Source organism: Photobacterium sp. DNB23_23_1, from assembly GCF_052873815.1.
This window is the reverse complement of the sequence record NZ_JBNNXT010000057.1, coordinates 12,713-31,763: the sequence shown is the minus strand read 5'-3', so window position 1 is coordinate 31,763 and position 19,051 is coordinate 12,713. Positions and strand designations below refer to the sequence as shown.

The following is a 19,051-nucleotide window of genomic DNA, read 5'->3' as shown; positions in this document are numbered from 1 at the left end:
TCATTGATAATTCTTTTGTTGACTATCATTTCACGAGTGCCCACACAGATTGCATGGTCAAATTGTTAAAGAACAATGTTTGTCACAACAGCTCTGAACCAGTGCTTTACCGTGACAACGGAGGCGCATTATAGAGATTTGGTTGGGCTTGGCAACACTAAATATTCAATTATTTCGTCGAATCAAACCAACCGCGCAAACAATAGACAATCATATTTGATTCCGTTTAATCTACACACTAATCCTGAGCTTATTCCTCTATCGGAACAATCAATTCTTTGGGTAGCGACAGTACCTTGACCAACTCATTCCAGTTGGCACGTAAATGAAGGGACACAAGATACACTTCAGAGACCAACACCATTACTTGGAGCAGTTAACCAGCTTTATCATCTACCTGCTTATACAGTGAATTAATAATAGTGAAAGGATGTAAAAAAGCCCTCCTTAAAATTAGGAGGGCTTTGGCTTTAAATCGGATGTTACTGTTTGGCTTCAATATGGCCGTCTTCAGCGACAACTTTTATCGGCTTGCCCGTAACAAACTTGCCTGACAGTATGTCTTGCGCCAACGGGTTCTCTATATATTGTTGGATTGCACGCTTAAGCGGTCGAGCACCGAAGACAGGATCAAACCCAGCCTCTGCAATCAGATCCAGTGCGCTGTCCTCCAGTTTAAGCTGGTAATCACGCTCTTCAAGCCGTTTCACCAAGCGGGCGATCTGAATACTGGCAATATTCTTGATGTGCTCGGCACCTAGCGGGTGGAATACCACGGTTTCATCAACACGGTTAATAAACTCCGGACGGAAGTGCTGACCCACCACGTCCATTACCGTCTGTTTTATTCCCTCGTAATCCAGCTCACCAAAGTGCTCTTGGATCCGGTCTGAACCGAGGTTGGAGGTCATGATCACCACACAATTACGGAAATCTACCGTCCGGCCTTGGCCGTCGGTCAAGCGCCCATCGTCCAGCACCTGCAGCAAAATATTGAACACATCTGGATGCGCTTTTTCTACTTCATCCAGCAATATCACCGAATAAGGGCGACGACGAACCGCTTCTGTCAGGTAGCCCCCTTCTTCGTAACCAACATAGCCAGGAGGTGCACCAACCAAGCGGGCAACCGAGTGTTTCTCCATAAACTCTGACATATCGATCCGCACCATGGCGTCATCACTATCAAACATAAAGTGTGCCAGAGATTTACACAGTTCAGTTTTACCCACCCCGGTTGGACCGAGAAATAGAAAAGAGCCAATTGGACGGTTTGGATCAGAAAGCCCAGCCCGGCTACGGCGAATGGCATTCGCCACCGCATCGACCGCTTCATTCTGGCCGATAACTCGCTTGTGCAAGGCATCTTCCATACGAAGTAACTTGTCGCGCTCCCCTTCCAACATTTTGGCGACCGGGATCCCGGTTTGGCGGGACAGTACTTCCGCTATTTCCGCGTCAGTAACTTTGTTCTTCAACAGGCTCATTTCCTGCATTTCCGCCTGGGCAGCCAAATCGAGCTGCTTTTCCAACTCAGGGATCTTGCCGTATTGCAATTCAGACATTCGGTTGAGATCACCTGCTCGACGAGCAATTTCCATGTCGGTGCGTGCTTGTTCCAACGCTGCCTTGATATGCTGCGTGCCAGACAAGGCCGCTTTCTCTGCGTTCCAGACCTCTTCTAACTCGGCGTAGTCACGCTCTTTTTTATCCAGTTCATCACGCAAATCGCTCAGGCGCTTCTGGCTGGCGTCGTCACTCTCTTTTTCCAGCGCCTGCTGTTCGATTTTGAGCTGGATGATACGACGCTCCAGGCGGTCGAGTGATTCGGGCTTGGAATCGATCTGCATGCGGATACTTGATGCGGCTTCATCAATCAAGTCGATCGCTTTATCCGGCAGCTGTCTATCTGAGATATAACGATGTGACAGTCCTGCCGCGGCAACGATAGCCGGATCGGTAATTTCCACATGATGGTGGAGCTCATAACGCTCTTTAAGGCCACGCAAAATAGCAACGGTATCTTCTACAGTTGGCTCGTCCACCAGCACTTTTTGGAATCGGCGTTCAAGCGCGGCATCTTTTTCAATGTACTGGCGATACTCATTGAGGGTGGTGGCACCAACACAGTGTAGTTCACCTCGAGCCAGTGCAGGTTTAAGCATGTTACCGGCATCCATAGAGCCTTCGCCCTTACCGGCACCAACCATGGTATGCAGCTCATCAATAAACAGAATGATACTGCCTTCTTCTTGCGATAACTCGTTAAGGACTGACTTCAAACGTTCTTCGAATTCACCACGATATTTAGCACCCGCAATCAATGCCCCCATATCCAAGGAAAGGACACGCTTATGACGCAATCCCTCAGGGACCTCACCATTGATTATGCGCTGCGCCAAACCTTCAACAATCGCTGTCTTACCGACCCCTGGCTCACCGATGATCACTGGGTTGTTCTTGGTACGGCGCTGCAGCACCTGAATGGTACGGCGAATTTCATCATCGCGGCCAATAACAGGATCCAGCTTGCCTTGCTCGGCACGTTCGGTCAGGTCAATGGTGAACTTTTCCAATGCCTGTCGATTTTCTTCGGCATTGGGATCATCGACATTCTGGCCACCGCGGACTTTTTCGATCGCCTGTTCTATTTTTTCGGCGGTCAGCCCTTTTTCTTTCAATAGCTGACCGAGCGGCCCTTTGTCATCCACCGCAGCCAAAATAAACAGTTCAGACGAAATATATTTATCTTTACGCTTCTGAGCTAACTTGTCACACATGTTGAACAGCATGCCCATGCCATGTGACAGCTGCACATCACCGCCGATACCGCTTACTTTCGGTAGTCGCTCCAATAGCTCGGACAATCCAGAGCGCAACTGGGCAATATCGACATTCAACAGGGTTAGAAGTGGACGGATGGTACTACCATCCTGGTTCAATAGCGCCACCATCAAGTGGGCGGGCTCTATATACTGATGGTCTCGCCCCAATGCTAGCGATTGAGCATCAGAGATTGCCATCTGGAATTTGCTAGTAAAACGGTCAAGACGCATAAGTCCTCCTATCTTCTCTCACCATTAGATATGGTGTCCTCGCTCTCATTTTTCAAGCTAAATTTTCCTCTGTGAGTCGTCTTCAGTATCATTGACCCGTTACATCAATAATCACCAGATAACAAAAAGCCCTGCAATAGCAGGGCCTTAGTAGAGTATGTTAGATTGACTATTCCAGCCAAATCAAGGTTGCCTGGCGGCCAGTGACCCCATCGCGGCGATACGAATAAAACCGCTCAGTATCGGAGTAAGTACAGCAATCGCCACCAAAAACATCGTCAACGGACACTTCTGCAAGGCGCTGGCGAGCCAGTTGATACAGATCTGCCAACCACTTCTCACCATGAGGCTGAAAAGCTTGGGCGGCAGCAGGGTCATGGGCTATAAACAACTCTCGCACTTCGCCACCGACCTCAAATGCCTGCGGCCCAATAGCCGGGCCAAGCCAAGCTATGATCTCCGAGCCAGGGACCGAAAACTTAGCGACAGCCTGCTCAATAATGCCATCAACCAAACCACGCCAACCGGCATGGACTGCGGCAACTTGTGTACCTTGTCGATCACACAAGATCACCGGCAAACAATCTGCTGTCATTACCACACAAGGCAGTTGCGGCGTTGCGGTATAACTACCGTCAGCATCAATAACGGATGATGGGGCCTGTTCAAGACCCACAACGTCAATGCTGTGGGTTTGGTTCAACCATACTGGTGCGGTAGCCAATCCAAGTTGATCCTGCAACCACTGACGATTTTGCAGCACAACCTCTGGTTCATCCCCAACGTGGTTACCGAGGTTCAAGCCTTGGTAAGGTCCGATACTGTTACCACCTTCACGAGTGGTCGCAATGGCTTTCACATTAGCAGGCGCTGGCCAGTCGGGGACAATCCACATATTAGTACTCTTCTTCTTGGTTCGCGTCTTTATCCTTACGTAGGATACTGATCATCGCCACCATGTCGATTGGAAGTGGCGCACGCCATTCCATCAGCTCACCAGTGATCGGATGAGCAAGACGAAGCATTCGCGCATGCAACGCCTGACGATCAAACGCACGCAACGCCTGAACAAGTTCATCGGATGCATTTTTCGGCGGACGAGGACGGCCACCATAAATCGTATCACCAATCAGCGGATGGCTTAGGTAAGACATATGCACACGGATCTGGTGGGTACGACCAGTTTCCAGGCGCAGGATAATACGCGTATGCTCACGGAAATGCTCAGCCACGCGGAAGCGGGTGATCGCCGGTTTACCAAACTCACTAACAGCCATGCAGATACGCTTGGTCGGGTGACGGCCAATAGGTTTTTCAACCGTCCCACCACCAGTCATCCTTCCCATCGCAATCGCTTCGTATTCACGAGTGATCCGACGCTTTTGTAGCGCACGAACCAGACGAGTCTGCGCCTGAATTGTTTTTGCCACCACCATCAAACCTGTGGTGTCTTTATCCAGACGATGGACAATACCGGCACGCGGCACTTCAGCCAAAGACGGACAGTGATAAAGCAACGCATTGAGTACCGTACCGTCTGGCGTACCTGCACCTGGGTGTACGACAAAGCCACGCGGCTTATTGATGACGATAATATGCTCATCTTCGTGTACGATATCGAGTGGGATGTCCTGAGCCACCCAGCGGACTTCGTCTTCGATTTCCGCTTTGATAAACAGCTCTTCACCGCCCATCATTTTCAAACGTGGTTTTGTCGTGACTTCCCCATCGACAGAAACCATACCATTAAGGATCCACTCTTTGATCCGTGAGCGGGAATAATCGGGGTGTAATTCAGCGATAACCTGATCGAGGCGCAAGCCAAGTTGGCTATCATTTACTGTATTTGTTAACTCTATCTGCTGTGCCATAGCGAACTTTTTTAAAAAGCGTGGGACTAAACGTCAAACGCTGCGTAAAATAACATAATAGTGTCATTGTATCTGTTAACGGCTCAGACCGTAATGGATCCACCGAAATAAAATTTTTTATCAAGGAAACAGTCGCCGCAATGAAACGCCTGACTCTATCGTCTCTTCTTGCCGTCGCCATACTTTCAGGCTGTTCAAGCACGGAAGAAGTGGTACCGGATGTACCGCCATCTGAACTTTACGCCACAGCCCAGCAAGCCTTGCAAAGCGGGAGCTGGACCACGGCCATCGAACGACTGGAAACTCTGGATTCCCGTTACCCGTTCGGTGCCTACTCTGAACAAGTTCAGCTGGATCTTATCTATGCTTACTACAAAAATGATGATCTTGCTTTAGGTGAAGCAACCATCGATCGTTTTAACCGCCTAAACCCAGCTCATGAAAAAGCCGACTGGGTGCTGTATATGCGCGGTCTAACCAGCATGGCGCAAGATCGCAGCTTTATGCATGATTTGTTCAGCATAGATCGCCACGACCGCGATCCTGAGCCTGCCCGTAAAGCCTTCCGTGACTTCAAACGCCTACTCGATCGCTATCCGAACAGTCGTTATGCTGCGGATGCCCAGGCACGTATGGTCTTTTTGAAGAACCGCTTAGCCGATTACGAGCTGGCTGCTGCCGACTTCTACCTACGCCGTGAAGCATGGGTAGCTGCGGTCAACCGCTCCCAGCTGATCCAACGCGAGTATCCAAATACTGAAGCTGCTCGCAAATCCTTGCTGATCATGGAAAGCGCTTACGAAAAACTTGGCTTAAGCGAGCCTCTGGAAAACACCCGTAAGCTCATCGCACTCAACCCAGTCTAACCTGCTGGTGTTCAGCCATAAAAAAACAGCAGCCTAGGGCTGCTGTTTTTTTTAATTACGATTATTTGCTTCAACGACCACTTGATAAAAGACTGGTTAAAATTAACGCAAACCTTTGTTATTAATCGAAATAAACCCCTGAATAGCACCAGCCACCAGCGTTCGTTCTTCCCTCATACTGCCCCAACTTTCTAACGTTCTACAAGCACTTTCGTCAAACTTTTTTGCAACAAGCAAGACATGATCACAGAATTTTTCTGGACAATATTTTAAAAATACAATCGTGATCGTGATCACATTATTGATTCCTGAATTTAGTAATCTGAATTCAACCCAACGAAGGGTAGCAAAAGAGGAAAGATAATTATGACAGTAGACATTACCGGCAAAAACCTAGATATCACCCCTGCTATCCGTGAGCGTATTGAGTTTAAATTCAAAAAGTTAGAAAAGTATCAGGTTCCACTTATCAGTAAGCACGCGGTGATCAGCACCGAGCCAAACCGCCAATTTAAAGTTGAAGCATCTGCTGCTATTCCTGGAGGTCAACTCGTCGCCTCAGCAGAGCATGACGACATGTATGGTGCCATTACTGAGGTATACCAAAAACTGGAACGCCAACTGAACAAGCAAGCTCACAAACCAACGGCACGCCGTGCAAGCCACAGCGACAAACCGCAGATTGAAGAAGCAGAAATAGAAGCCGAAGAAGAAGCATAATTATTCAAGAGGATTTGATAAACAGCCCTGCCCTGCAGGGCTGTTTAGTTTCTGCTTGACAACACTTCCAAGGCTGAATAATGTTGAACCATCACTTACCCAAAACCATAACATTCATTATTTATGCAAATAACCACACTGTTTTTCTTTAGCTTCTTTTTTATGTCACCTTAATGGGGGCTATTCGTTGTGCAAGAAACAAGCTAAAGACGAACAGACAGCCTCCTAACCAGGAGGCTTTTTTGTATGAATAAGAAAGACAGGGAACGACAATGACAGAACCGCAGTATTCGCTGGACGAAATCAGAACCAACGTCAGCCGTATCGATAATGAAATACTTAAGTTGCTTGCCGAGCGCCGCCAATTGAGTTTGGAAGTGGCCAAGAGCAAAATCCAAACCGCCAAGCCAGTGCGAGATCAAACCCGTGAGCAAGCACTATTGCTACGCTTGATCGAAACAGGCAAATCCTTGCAGTTGGATGCCCAGTACGTCACCCAGATCTTCCATACCATTATCGAAGATTCCGTCTTGTTTCAGCAGGCTTTCCTGCAAAAAATCGCCAACCCAGAGAGCTTGCAACCTGTCGCCCGCGTCTCTTTCCTTGGCGCAAAAGGCTCTTACTCCAACCTTGCCAGCCGAAGTTATTTCAGCAAGAAGCAGACCAAGTTGGTTGAACTCAGCTGCTCGACATTCCGCGATGTTCTGCACATGGTGGAAATTGGTAATGCCGACTACGGTGTCCTGCCAATCGAAAACACCAGTTCAGGCTCGATCAACGAAGTCTATGATCTGCTCCAGCATACCAGCCTGTCGATTGTCGGTGAGATCAACCAGCCTATCGAGCATTGCCTACTCGCAGTGGCAAATACCAAGCTTGAAGACATTGATACCCTGTACTCGCACCCTCAGCCGCATCAGCAATGCAGCGAATATCTCCATTCAATGGGCAATATTACCCAGGAGTACTGCTCAAGCACGGCAGAAGCGATGAAACAAGTGGCTGAGCTCCAGCAGCCTAATGTGGCTGCTATCGGTAATGCCTCAAGCGGTGAGTTGTACGGGCTGACCCCGCTCAAATCCAATATTGCCAACCAGCAGGAAAACTACACCCGATTTATTGTCGTCGCGCGCAAGCCGGTTGATGTTACCTCGCTGATCCCAGCCAAAACCACCCTGACCATGTCTACCGCCCAGAAAGCCGGTTCACTGGTTGAGTGCTTGCTGGTACTGCGTAATCTCAATATTAATATGACTAAGCTTGAATCACGCCCTGTCATTGGCAACCCGTGGGAAGAGATGTTCTACGTTGATGTTGAGGAAAACCTCAAATCGGAAGTAATGCAGGATGCACTGGAAGAGCTGACTCGCCTGACCCGCTTTATCAAGGTATTGGGCTGCTACCCGAGCGAGAACGTCAAACCTGTTGACCCTGAAACGGGTGATTTGATTCTGAGGGGGTAGGTGGCATATTACTGAATAGGATGTCAAAACCTACCCAATAGGGACATTGGGTTGGAGCTATATGGATGTATTTACCGCGATTTTGACATTCCTGTTCAGTGATGTGCCGGTGCTCTCGCTAGAGGCTACACCCAGTATCAAAATGACGTTTATCTAGATGCCAAGCCAGCTAAAAACAAAAGCCCACGCACTTTGCAGTGCGTGGGCTTTATTATTCTTGTCGAAGTCGCTGTGCTTAGTGACCTGACGAGGTACGGTGAGTCGAGTCGTTCGCCTGTCTAAGTAATCCCTGGCTCTCGATTAAAAAATGCTGGGCATAGTCCCCAAACCAATTTTCAACCCGGCCAAAGGCCTGCTTGAACGTCTCTTTGTCTTGATTATCCAACATCACAATGGCTTCGCCAAAACGTTGATGGAAGCGTTTGATCATCGCTAGGTTCTGCGGTGACGACATAATAATATCGGCATACAGCTGGGCATCCTGGGCAAACAGACGCCCCACCATAGCCAGCTCCAAACGGTAGATTGGTGAACTGAGCGATAGCAGTTGCTCTAGCTTCGGATCTTCTTCGGCAAGGTGTAGGCCATAAACAAAAGAAGTGAAGTGGCGCAGCGCCTGGATCAAGGTCATCCCTTCATCGTGCTCAATCGCACTGATCCGGTTGAGGGTCGCACCCCAAATTTGGATCTGCTCAAGCAACCATTGGTAACTTTCTGGATTACGGCCATCACAATAAGCAACAACCTGTTTAGCCAAGCTGGCAATGTCTGGACCAAACATCGGGTGCAAACCAACCACTGGGCCACGATGCACTTCCAGCATTGCCTGAACAGGACCACTCTTCACCGAGGTCAAATCAGCAAGAATACAGTCTTCCGGCAGGTTGCCCAATTTAGCGATGATGGTTTCGGTCAAGTTGATCGGCACCGACACGACCACCATGCCAGCATCGTCTAGCAGCTCATCCGCTCGATCCCAATCCTGACTGCCAAGTTTGCGAACCTGATAACCCGACAACTCAAATAAACGGCAGAACAAGCTACCTAGCTGACCATGGCCACCAACGACCACAATCGGACGCAGATCCGGCTTGAGGCATTTGAAGCCAGAATCATTTTCACTCGCGTAAGACTCACGCATAGTACGACGCAGGATATCTTCAATAAGATCCGGCGGTACCCCTTTACTTTCTGCTTCCTGACGTCGTGAAGCCAGCATAGCGGCTTCACGATCAGGCGCATAAATCGGCAAGCCATGTTGGCTTTTCACATGGCCGACCTCTTCGACCAAAGATAGACGGCGAGCTAGCAGCTCCACCATCTGGCGGTCGACATCATCAATTTGATCTCTTAGTTTACTTAGTTCAGCGACCATCTATGGCTCTCTGCATTCGTGGCGGATTTAGTCTTCAATACGCTTCTGAAGAAATGGCGTAAGCTCTTGGTGAGTATGGCGTAACAAGGTATCGGTCGATTCCCAATTAATACAGGCATCGGTGATAGACACACCATAAGCCATTTCTCCGCGCGGAAGATCCGTACTCTGGTTTCCTTCATTAATATGGCTTTCCAGCATCAAACCAATAATGGACTTGTTGCCCTCACGGATTTGGTGGATCACATCTTCGGCAACCAACGGCTGACGACGGTAATCCTTGCGGGAGTTAGCATGGCTACAGTCTACCATCAGCGACGGAGAAAGGCCTGATGCATTCATCTCGTTTTCACATTCAGTCACAGAGACAGAATCATAGTTGGTTTGCTTGCCACCACGCAGAATCACATGGCCATCAGGGTTGCCCTGGGTATTCAGCAAAGCGACTTGGCCATCCCGATTAATCCCCATAAAGCGGTGGCCTGAAGCTGCAGCCTGCATCGCATTAATCGCAGTGCCTAAGCTGCCATCGGTGCCGTTCTTAAAGCCAACCGGCATCGACAGGCCACTTGCCATTTCGCGGTGAGTCTGAGATTCCGTGGTACGGGCCCCAATGGCTGCCCAGCTGAACAAATCACCCAGGTATTGCGGGCTGATCGGATCCAACGCTTCGGTCGCTAGCGGGATCCCCATTTCAACCAAATCAATCAGTAGCTGACGGCCAATATGTAGGCCTTCTTCCACTTCGAATGAACCGTCAAGGTGTGGGTCATTGATCAGCCCTTTCCACCCCACCGTTGTACGCGGCTTTTCGAAGTAAACCCGCATCACAATGTACAATTGATCGCTTAACTCTTCAGACAATGCTTTTAGCTTAACTGCATACTCTTTAGCGGCTTCAATATCATGGATCGAGCATGGGCCACACACCACCAGTAAGCGGTGATCACGCTTGTGGATGATATCAGCAATAGTCTGGCGAGATTGACGAACGAAGTTAAGGGCGCTTTCACTGACTGGCAGCTTGGTGCGCAGCTCTTGTGGTGTGATTAATACCGACTCGTTTTCGATATGGACATTATTCAGCTGGTCTTTTTGCATGAGGGCTTCCCTGTAAACTAATTAATACAAAAAATAGAAAGAAAAACAGGAACGCCCTGTTGTTAAACAGACAATAGCAGGCCTAGGATGAAGATTGCAACACCCTGTAAAGAAAAAAATCCACCGTAAATTAAAGTTTACACCAAAAGCATTTTTGGCGCTATTGGCCAAAGCCAGTTACCATAATGGCAATGCCCACTCGCACCCCCTATGGCAATGGAACTGATTTTTTCTCTCTTACAGCAGCTCAGTGTATACCTGGTACTGGCATACCTGCTTAGCAAAACCCCACTCTTTATGCCCCTGACCACTATTTCAGGTCGGCTATCACAGCGCTTTACTTGCTACATCCTGTTTTCCCTCTTTTGTATTTTAGGCACTTACTTCGGATTACACATAGAAGATGCGATTGCCAATACCCGGGCAATCGGTGCAGTTATGGGCGGTTTACTCGGTGGACCTGTTGTTGGCTTTGCCGTAGGCTTGACCGGCGGTCTTCACCGCTACAGCCTCGGGGGCTTTACCGATCTGGCTTGTGCTATCTCCACCACCGCCGAAGGCCTGATCGGCGGCTTGATGCACAGTTACTATGTGCGCCGGGGCCAAGCCGATCAGATATTCCGTCCACAAGTGGTATTGGTTATCACTCTGGTAGCCGAAATTGTCCAGATGCTGATCATCCTTGCTGTTGCCGAACCGTTTGAAAAAGCACTTGTTCTGGTCAGTGCCATCGCCTTACCAATGGTGATAGCCAACTCGATCGGAGCAGCGTTTTTCATGAGCATTATCCAAGACCGAAAGACCATTTACGAAAAGTACTCTGCGGCCTTCTCAAGCCGAGCCCTTAAGATAGCCCAGCGTTCGGTCGGGATCTTCAGCCAAGGTTTTAATGAAGAAAGCACCAAGAAAATCGCCAAGATCATTTATCAAGAAACCGGCGTCGGTGCTGTCGCGATCACCGACCGCGAAAAAATCCTCGCTTTCATCGGGATCGGTGACGATCACCATTTACCCGGAACCCCGATATCTTCCGGCTATACCCATCGTGCCATTGATGGTTGCGAGCTAGTATATGCCGACGGCTATGATCTCCCCTACCAGTGTTCGCTGCATGACAAGTGCAAACTCGGTTCGGCACTGGTGATCCCACTGATTGGCGGTAACCACGAAGTACTGGGTACCATCAAACTCTATGAACCGAAGCGCAAGCTATTCTCGACGGTTAACCTCACGTTGGGTGAAGGGATCGCCAAGCTGCTGTCCAATCAGATTTTGACCGGGCGCTATATCCAGCAGCAGAACTTGCTGACCCAAGCCGAACTTCGCCTGCTGCAAGCCCAGGTCAATCCGCACTTCTTGTTCAATGCCCTCAATACCATCAACTCAGTCGTCAGGCGCGATCCGGACAAAGCTCGTCAGCTGATCCAGCATCTGTCACAGTTCTTCCGCCGTAACCTCAAGCAAAATATCGAAACGGTAACCCTGCAAGAAGAGCTGCATCATATACATGCTTACCTAGAGATTGAACTGGCACGCTTTTCCGACCGGCTCACTGTCGAGGTTAATGTTGCCCATGAGTTGATGACCATGATGGTACCAACCTTTACCCTACAACCGCTGGTCGAAAATGCGATCAAACACGGCACTTCGTCCTTACTGGAAAATGGTAAAATCACTATCAACGGCTTTATCGAACAAGATCACGTTATCCTCGAAGTCGAGGATAACGCCGGAAACTATGAACCTATTGGTGAAGAAAGTGGCCTTGGTATGAAGATTGTCGATAAGCGGCTGAAAAATATGTTTGGCAAACAGTACGGCCTAGTCATGACCTTTCAGGCCCACGAATGGACTCGGGCAACCATCAAACTGCCTGTTGATACCCTCACACACCTTAACGGAGAACATGCGGCATGATTAAAGCCCTTGTCATTGATGATGAAAAATATGCCAGGGAAGAGTTGATTGACCTGTTGGAAGAAGATGGGTCTATCGAGGTTATCGGGCAATGTAATAATGCCATTGAGGCACTGAAAAAAATTAATGCCCTCAAACCCGATGTCATTTTTCTAGATATCCAAATGCCGCAAATCACCGGTATTGAAATGCTGAGCATGCTCGACCCTGACACCATGCCCAAGGTCGTCTTCGTTACCGCTTATGACGAATACGCTCTCAAAGCGTTCGAGGACAATGCCTTCGACTACCTGCTCAAGCCAGTGGAAACATGCCGCCTGACCAAGACCATCAAACGGCTGGCGCGGGAATGCCAGTCAGCCGACTACTCACCACTTATCAGTGACATGCTGGAGCTGATCCCTTGCAGCGGACACAACCGAATTCTGTTGCTTCGCCCAGACGAAATAGAAACCGCTTATTCCGATCTCAGTGGCGTTCACGTTGTCAGCCACGATACCGAAGCAACCACCCAGCTAACCTTGAAAACGCTGGAAGAAAAAACCCCGCTGATCCGCTGCCACCGCCAGTATCTGATCCACCCGACAGCGATCAGGGAAATTAAATTATTGGAAAACGGCCTCGCTGAAATTACCACATGCGGAAGCCATCAAGTTCCGGTCAGCCGCCGCTACCTCAAAGAGCTCAAAGATCGCTTCGGCCTCTGCTAACCACTTTTAGTCCAAATAAAGTGATGGCAGTACATCCTCCATCACTTTAATTCCTCTCTCTGCCTGCAGGCTATCCATGTACAACAGGCCTGAAGTGACAAAGCCCCTGTGGCAATACCCTGACAGTGATCACGGAATTAACATTCAAGCACCTGTCGCCTACCCCTCGGTAAAACCGCCAACCCAACTCGATAAAACCGCTTAATGGCCTAATCGACCACTCACCCTGCCATACAACCACTCACCCCTTTTGCGGGTGAATATTGCAGGCAAACCGTTAGGATGGCAGCTATCAAAATACGTTTTGCGCAGTTGCCGAGGGTGTAGTAGAGGCACGGAACGCAAAACTCACATAACCCACTCCAATAGGATTAGAGAGACAAGATATGGCCTGGTTTCTGATGTGTGTTGCGGCGCTAGTAGGTGGTTACTTCATCTACGGTGCGTTCATTGAAAAGATCTTCGGTATTAACGAAAAACGCCAAACGCCGGCTTTTACCAAGCAAGACGGTGTTGACTATGTCCCTATGTCGAACAAGAAAGTCTACCTTGTTCAGCTACTTAACATTGCCGGTGTCGGCCCGATTTTCGGCCCAATCATGGGGGCCCTATACGGTCCTGCCGCTATGTTGTGGATTGTTATGGGTTGTATCTTTGCCGGTGCTGTCCACGATTACTTTTCGGGCATGCTATCGATACGTAACGGTGGTGCTTCAGTACCGACGATTACCGGCCGCTACTTGGGCAACGGTGCAAAACACTTTATGAACATTTTTGCTACCGTACTGTTGCTGCTTGTGGGTGTGGTATTCGTATCGGCGCCAGCCGGCATGATCACTAACCTGGTCAATGAGCAAGCCAATATCGGCATGTCGATGACCACTATGGTAGTTATCATCTTTGCCTACTACATCATCGCCACTATCGTTCCAGTCGATAAGATCATCGGCCGCTTCTACCCGCTGTTCGGCGCGTTGCTTATCTTTATGTCTGTTGGCCTGATCACCGCTATCGCCTTTTCAAGCGAGCACTCGCTGCTTGGCGATTACGAGATGAGCCAGATGTTCACCAACATGAACCCGAATGACCTGCCACTATGGCCTGCGCTATTTATCACCATCGCTTGTGGTGCTATCTCTGGTTTCCACGCTACCCAGTCGCCACTGATGGCACGTTGCATGGAAAACGAGAAGAACGGCCGTTTCGTGTTCTACGGCGCGATGATCGGTGAAGGTGTGATTGCCCTTATCTGGTGTGCCCTCGCACTATCATTCTTTGGTTCGGTAGAGTCACTACAAGAAGCCGTCGCTAACGGTGGTCCAGGTAACGTGGTTTACAGCTCATCTATCGGTCTGCTCGGTGTATTCGGTGGTATCGTTGCTTTCCTTGGTGTAGTTATCCTACCGATTACCTCGGGTGACACCGCATTCCGCTCAAGCCGCCTAATTCTGGCTGAGTACTTCAACCTGGAACAGAAGTCGCTACGCAACCGCCTACTGATGGCACTGCCGCTGTTCGTACTCGGTGGTATCCTGACTCAAGTTGACTTCGGTATCATCTGGCGCTACTTCGGCTTTGCTAACCAGAGCACCGCGGTAATGATGCTGTGGACAGCATCGGCTTACCTGCTGCGCCATAACAAGCTGCACTGGGTAACAACAGTACCGGCTATCTTCATGACCACGGTATGTATTACCTTCATCCTGAACAACAGCCAGCTAGGTTTCGGCCTACCAATGACGGTATCGACTATCGCAGGTATCGTAGGCTCACTATCTATCGCCGGCTATGTTATCAAGCGTTCTAAAGGCAAAGGCGAAACCGACCTTGCTGACGAAGAGACCGCTGAAGGCAGTACGGAAATCGCTTAAGTTTTCACCGCCCCCTGAAAACACAAAAACCAGCCACAAGGCTGGTTTTTTAATATCTGGCGATGGGCGATGGTGATATGGGCGACAAAGTTTTCCATCCAGTATGAAGCGTCAAGAAGTATGACCAAGGAGAGTTAGTCGTTCTCATGCGAAAGTGCTTAGGTTCTTCTAATAACCAAGATCCCACTTTTCCAAGAGTCTGCATAAATAGCCAAACAGCACACTCTTCGCCATTTTTCCAATAGCCAAACTCAGAGCTCTCAGCCCTAGCACCATACCGATAGCAAACCGCCACTAGCCACTAGTCTATCGCCCCTTGCCTGACTTACCGCCCATAAAAAAAGCCCACCTTGCGGTGGGCTTTTTCATTAAACGTCTTACGTGTCGAGAATTACTTAGAAGTAAGCTTCTCGCGGATACGTGCAGATTTACCTGAACGCTCACGTAGGTAGTACAATTTGGCACGACGTACTGCACCACGACGTTTAACAGTAATGCTGTCAACGATTGGAGAGTGAGTCTGGAACGCACGCTCAACGCCTTCACCGTTAGAGATCTTACGAACAGTGAATGCAGAGTGTAGACCACGGTTACGCTTAGCGATTACAACGCCTTCGAAAGCCTGTAGACGCTCGCGGTTACCTTCTTTTACCTTAACTTGTACAACAACAGTGTCACCTGGTGCGAAAGTTGGTAGGTCTTGTTTTAGTTGCTCGTCTTCGAGCTGCTTAATGATGTTACTCATTGGTAAATACCCTAGAATAAACTGATACTAAATTAATTAAATGCTTGCCTTGTGTTCGCGGATAAACTCCGCCAGCAAGAATTCCTGATCGTCAGTCAGAGCTAGGTTTTCCAGGAGCTCTGGTCTTCTCAACCAAGTACGGCCCAGCGATTGTTTCAACCGCCAGCGGCTAATGTCCTTGTGATTCCCAGACAGCAAGACCTTAGGGACTTCCTGCCCGTCCAACATTTCAGGACGCGTATAATGAGGGCAATCTAGCAAACCATTTGCGAAAGAATCTTCTTCCGCCGACGCAAAGTCTCCCAGTACACCCGGCACAAACCGGACCACTGCATCCACTAAGGTCATAGCTGGTAGTTCACCACCCGTCAGCACAAAATCGCCGATAGACCATTCTTCGTCTACCTCTTGTTGGATAATGCGCTCATCTACCCCTTCATAGCGACCACAGATAAGAATCAGATTCTCATTCTGCGCCAGCTCCTCAACACCCGCTTGATCAAGCTTACGGCCCTGAGGTGACAGGTAAATGACTTTAGCCTGGCCATCTACGGACTGTTTGGCAGTATGAATGGCATCGCGCAAAGGCTGCACCATCATCAACATACCCGGTCCGCCACCATATGGTCGGTCATCAACCGTCCGGTGTTTGTCGTGGGTAAAATCACGAGGATTCCACGTTTCCACTGACAAAAGGCCTTTTTTTACCGCCTGGCCTGTTACCCCAAAATTGGTAATGGCATTAAACATGTCAGGAAACAGGCTGATTATGCCTACCTTCATTTGTTCACCTATTACCGGGGATTAAAATCCAGGATCCCAGTCAACTTCGATCCGCTGAGCAGTGCGATCAATCGACTTGATGACCTGCTCATCGAGGAACGGAATTAAACGTTCCTTCTGGCCAAAAGCATCTTTCAGGTTGGCTTTGACTACCAAAACGTCGTTGGAACCTGTTTCCAGGATGTCAGTAACTTTACCTAGGTCGTAACCTTCGGTTGTCACTACTGCCATTCCATACAACTCACGCCAGTAGAACTCGTCTTCTGACAGTGCTGGTAGTTGGTCAGCCAATGCGTAGACTTCAGCGTTAGTGAACATCTGAGCATCCTCACGGATATCCAAACCTTCTAGCTTAGCGACTAAACCCTGACCATGGCGCTTCCACGATTCAACGCGGAGCTCCTTCCACTCACCTTTGACTTTAATAAACCAAGGCTGATAGGAAAAAATGCTTTCAGCTTCTTCGGTGTAAGAAAAAACTTTGAGCCAACCCTTGATGCCATAAGTGGAACCAAGTTTCCCAACAACAATGCGGTCTTGTGTACTCATCGCTTCTCTAATACCTGTCATGCTAATTAAGCCGCTTTAGCAGCGTCTTTGATTAGCTTAGCTGCGCGGTCAGACACAGTAGCGCCTAGACCAACCCAGTGGTTAACACGGTCAAGATCTAGACGTAGACGCTCTTCCTGACCCTTAGCTAGCGGGTTGAAGAAGCCAATTTTTTCGATGTTACGACCGTCGCGTGCGCAACGTGAGTCAGCAACAACGATTTGATAAAATGGACGCTTCTTAGCGCCGTGACGTGCCAAACGAATGGTTACCATATCGTCCTCTTTGCATTACTGTAAATGAAATCGGCCCCGCCATGGATATAACGGGGCCCGTGCCAAATTAAGCTCGGGAATTTTACTCTTTAAACTGACGAATGCAACCGCTTTAGCTAAATTTTCACCAGTAAAAGAATGTTGACATACCCAAGCCCAATGTATTTGTGGGAATTAATGCCGATTAACGGCCGAACATTCCGCCCATACCACCACCCGGTGGCATCATGCCTTTCATGTTGCGCATCATGTTCTTCATGCCGCCCTTCTGCATTTTCTTCATCATCTTCTGCATCTGGGTGAATTGCTTGAGCAACCGGTTAACGTCTTGGACCTGAGTACCAGAGCCCATCGCAATACGCTTCTTGCGCGAGCCTTTAATCAGCTCAGGGCGCTGGCGCTCTTTAACCGTCATCGAGTTAATGATAGCTTCCATCTGGTTGAACATCTTGTCATCAACCTGATCTTTGACATTGTCTGGTAGCTGGGACATACCCGGAAGTTTGTCCATCATCCCCATCATGCCGCCCATGCCTTTCATCTGCTCAAGCTGGCCGCGGAAGTCTTCAAGGTCAAAGCCTTTCTTTTCCTTGAATTTCTTGGCCAGTTTCTCGGCTTTTTCCTTATCGACATTACGCTCTAAATCTTCGATAAGCGACAGTACGTCACCCATACCAAGGATACGTGAGGCAACACGGTCAGGGTGGAAAGGTTCTAAGGCATCGGTTTTCTCACCAATACCCAGGAATTTAATCGGCTTACCGGTAATGTGGCGCACAGACAGCGCAGCACCACCACGGGCGTCACCGTCAACCTTGGTTAGGATCACACCGGTCAGTGGCAGGGCTTCGTCGAAGGCTTTGGCCGTATTGGCCGCATCCTGACCTGTCATGGCATCGACCACGAACAGGGTTTCCACTGGATTGATGGCCTTGTGGACATCTTTGATCTCGTCCATCATTTCGCTGTCGACATGCAAGCGACCTGCAGTATCGACAATCAGGACATCATAAAACTTGAGCTTCGCTTCGGCATGAGCTGCCGTAACGATGTCAACCGGCTTCTGGTCAGCCGTGGATGGGAAGAAATCCACACCCAAATCACCAGCCAGGGTTTCTAACTGTTTGATCGCCGCCGGGCGGTATACGTCGGCAGACACCACCAGCACTTTTTTCTTCTTGCGCTCTTTCAGCAGCTTACTCAGCTTACCAACACTGGTCGTTTTACCCGCACCCTGTAGACCGGCCATCAGAATAACCGCTGGCGGCTGGCTCGCAAGGTTCAGGTCTTCATTACCTTCACCCATGACCGCTTCAAGCTCGGCCTGAACGATCTTGATGAACTCCTGACCCGGTGTCAGACTTTTCGATACCTCAGTACCTACCGCGCGTTCTTTTACACGCTTGACGAAGTCACGGACAACAGGAAGCGCAACATCAGCTTCGAGTAACGCCATACGTACTTCACGCAGCGTATCCTTGATGTTGTCGTCCGTCAGGCGGCCACGGCCACTGACATTCTTAAGCGTTCGCGATAAACGCTCCGTTAAATTTTCGAACATGTGCTACTCGCTCGTTACGCAACTAATCGGTATGATCTTGCTAGTATAACGCAATCCATACCCTGCTTTCATGCCCTGACGGACACTTTCACTGTGATATCCCCTGATAAAACCGCCTCGGTAGGCTATTGATCTCGCTTTATCATGGCGGGCAGACGGCTAGCAAGGTATAATTGCGAACTCTTACC

General features: G+C 49.2%; 17 protein-coding genes and 1 other annotated feature. Of the genes, 6 read left to right on the top strand and 11 right to left on the bottom strand.

All coding sequences use genetic code 11. The features are described from left to right. Positions 1 to 482 precede the first annotated feature (482 nt). From clpB to rluD, 3 genes are all read right to left on the bottom strand, one after another. On the bottom strand, positions 483 to 3,056 hold the full coding sequence (gene clpB, locus ACVA53_RS23175) for an ATP-dependent chaperone ClpB (protein WP_255041072.1): 2,574 nt from the start codon (positions 3,054 to 3,056) through the stop codon (positions 483 to 485). A gap of 169 nt (positions 3,057 to 3,225) precedes the next feature. Continuing rightward, entirely contained in the window at positions 3,226 to 3,951 is a 726-nt protein-coding gene (gene pgeF, locus ACVA53_RS23170) for a peptidoglycan editing factor PgeF (RefSeq protein ID WP_255041073.1), read from the bottom strand. 1 nt (position 3,952) lies between these two features. Next, positions 3,953 to 4,927, bottom strand: a complete 975-nt coding sequence (rluD, locus tag ACVA53_RS23165) for a 23S rRNA pseudouridine(1911/1915/1917) synthase RluD (protein ID WP_255041074.1) — start codon at positions 4,925 to 4,927, stop codon at positions 3,953 to 3,955. Positions 4,928 to 5,067: 140 nt separating this feature from the next. Here rluD and bamD point away from each other — a divergent pair, with 140 nt between their 5' ends. Next, complete coding sequence (gene bamD, locus ACVA53_RS23160) at positions 5,068 to 5,793, top strand: outer membrane protein assembly factor BamD (RefSeq protein ID WP_255041075.1); 726 nt, start codon at positions 5,068 to 5,070, stop codon at positions 5,791 to 5,793. Positions 5,794 to 5,895: 102 nt separating this feature from the next. Here bamD and ACVA53_RS23155 read toward each other — a convergent pair whose 3' ends face one another. After that, a complete protein-coding gene (locus ACVA53_RS23155) occupies positions 5,896 to 6,090 on the bottom strand; it encodes a hypothetical protein (RefSeq protein ID WP_446506406.1) in 195 nt (64 codons plus the stop codon). 69 nt (positions 6,091 to 6,159) lie between these two features. On the opposite strand from ACVA53_RS23155, the gene hpf reads away from it, so the two are divergent. Together hpf and pheA are read left to right on the top strand one after the other, a co-directional pair. Further along, positions 6,160 to 6,513 (top strand): ribosome hibernation-promoting factor, HPF/YfiA family, encoded by a 354-nt coding sequence (hpf, locus tag ACVA53_RS23150; RefSeq protein ID WP_255041077.1) that lies wholly within the window; start codon positions 6,160 to 6,162, stop codon positions 6,511 to 6,513. A gap of 125 nt (positions 6,514 to 6,638) precedes the next feature. Continuing rightward, positions 6,639 to 6,760: a sequence feature (Phe leader region), on the top strand. Positions 6,761 to 6,785: 25 nt separating this feature from the next. Then, positions 6,786 to 7,976, top strand: a complete 1,191-nt coding sequence (gene pheA, locus ACVA53_RS23145) for a prephenate dehydratase (RefSeq protein WP_446506405.1) — start codon at positions 6,786 to 6,788, stop codon at positions 7,974 to 7,976. A 235-nt stretch (positions 7,977 to 8,211) separates the two neighbouring features. Here the strand turns inward: pheA and tyrA are convergent, their stop codons facing one another. Then, positions 8,212 to 9,351, bottom strand: coding sequence for a bifunctional chorismate mutase/prephenate dehydrogenase (gene tyrA, locus ACVA53_RS23140; RefSeq protein ID WP_255041079.1), 1,140 nt, complete (start codon positions 9,349 to 9,351; stop codon positions 8,212 to 8,214). Positions 9,352 to 9,378: 27 nt separating this feature from the next. Continuing rightward, positions 9,379 to 10,452: a 3-deoxy-7-phosphoheptulonate synthase gene (locus tag ACVA53_RS23135; protein ID WP_255041080.1), complete on the bottom strand. Its 1,074-nt coding sequence runs from the start codon at positions 10,450 to 10,452 to the stop codon at positions 9,379 to 9,381. A gap of 216 nt (positions 10,453 to 10,668) precedes the next feature. On the opposite strand from ACVA53_RS23135, the gene ACVA53_RS23130 reads away from it, so the two are divergent. From ACVA53_RS23130 to ACVA53_RS23120, 3 genes are all read left to right on the top strand, one after another. After that, positions 10,669 to 12,369, top strand: coding sequence for a LytS/YhcK type 5TM receptor domain-containing protein (locus ACVA53_RS23130; RefSeq protein ID WP_446506407.1), 1,701 nt, complete (start codon positions 10,669 to 10,671; stop codon positions 12,367 to 12,369). After that, entirely contained in the window at positions 12,366 to 13,079 is a 714-nt protein-coding gene (gene btsR, locus ACVA53_RS23125) for a two-component system response regulator BtsR (RefSeq protein ID WP_446506404.1), read from the top strand. Before ACVA53_RS23130 ends, btsR begins: the two co-directional genes overlap by 4 nt. 386 nt (positions 13,080 to 13,465) lie before the next feature. Further along, complete coding sequence (locus tag ACVA53_RS23120; RefSeq protein ID WP_446506403.1) at positions 13,466 to 14,950, top strand: carbon starvation CstA family protein; 1,485 nt, start codon at positions 13,466 to 13,468, stop codon at positions 14,948 to 14,950. 391 nt (positions 14,951 to 15,341) lie between these two features. Here the strand turns inward: ACVA53_RS23120 and rplS are convergent, their stop codons facing one another. The 5 genes from rplS to ffh form a co-directional block, all read right to left on the bottom strand. Continuing rightward, positions 15,342 to 15,695, bottom strand: coding sequence for a 50S ribosomal protein L19 (gene rplS / locus ACVA53_RS23115; protein WP_107351786.1), 354 nt, complete (start codon positions 15,693 to 15,695; stop codon positions 15,342 to 15,344). Between the two features lie 36 nt (positions 15,696 to 15,731). Further along, the gene (gene trmD / locus ACVA53_RS23110; RefSeq protein WP_255041084.1) at positions 15,732 to 16,478 is read right to left on the bottom strand and encodes a tRNA (guanosine(37)-N1)-methyltransferase TrmD; all 747 of its coding nucleotides are present in this window, start codon (positions 16,476 to 16,478) and stop codon (positions 15,732 to 15,734) included. 21 nt (positions 16,479 to 16,499) lie between these two features. After that, positions 16,500 to 17,054 carry a ribosome maturation factor RimM gene (gene rimM, locus ACVA53_RS23105; protein WP_208113430.1) on the bottom strand — a complete coding sequence of 185 codons (555 nt, stop codon included), beginning with the start codon at positions 17,052 to 17,054 and terminating at the stop codon, positions 16,500 to 16,502. After that, positions 17,054 to 17,302: a 30S ribosomal protein S16 gene (rpsP, locus tag ACVA53_RS23100; protein ID WP_075763068.1), complete on the bottom strand. Its 249-nt coding sequence runs from the start codon at positions 17,300 to 17,302 to the stop codon at positions 17,054 to 17,056. The genes rimM and rpsP overlap by 1 nt, the downstream gene beginning before the upstream one ends. A gap of 184 nt (positions 17,303 to 17,486) precedes the next feature. Then, entirely contained in the window at positions 17,487 to 18,863 is a 1,377-nt protein-coding gene (ffh, locus tag ACVA53_RS23095) for a signal recognition particle protein (RefSeq protein WP_255041085.1), read from the bottom strand. Between the last annotated feature and the right edge of the window lie 188 nt (positions 18,864 to 19,051).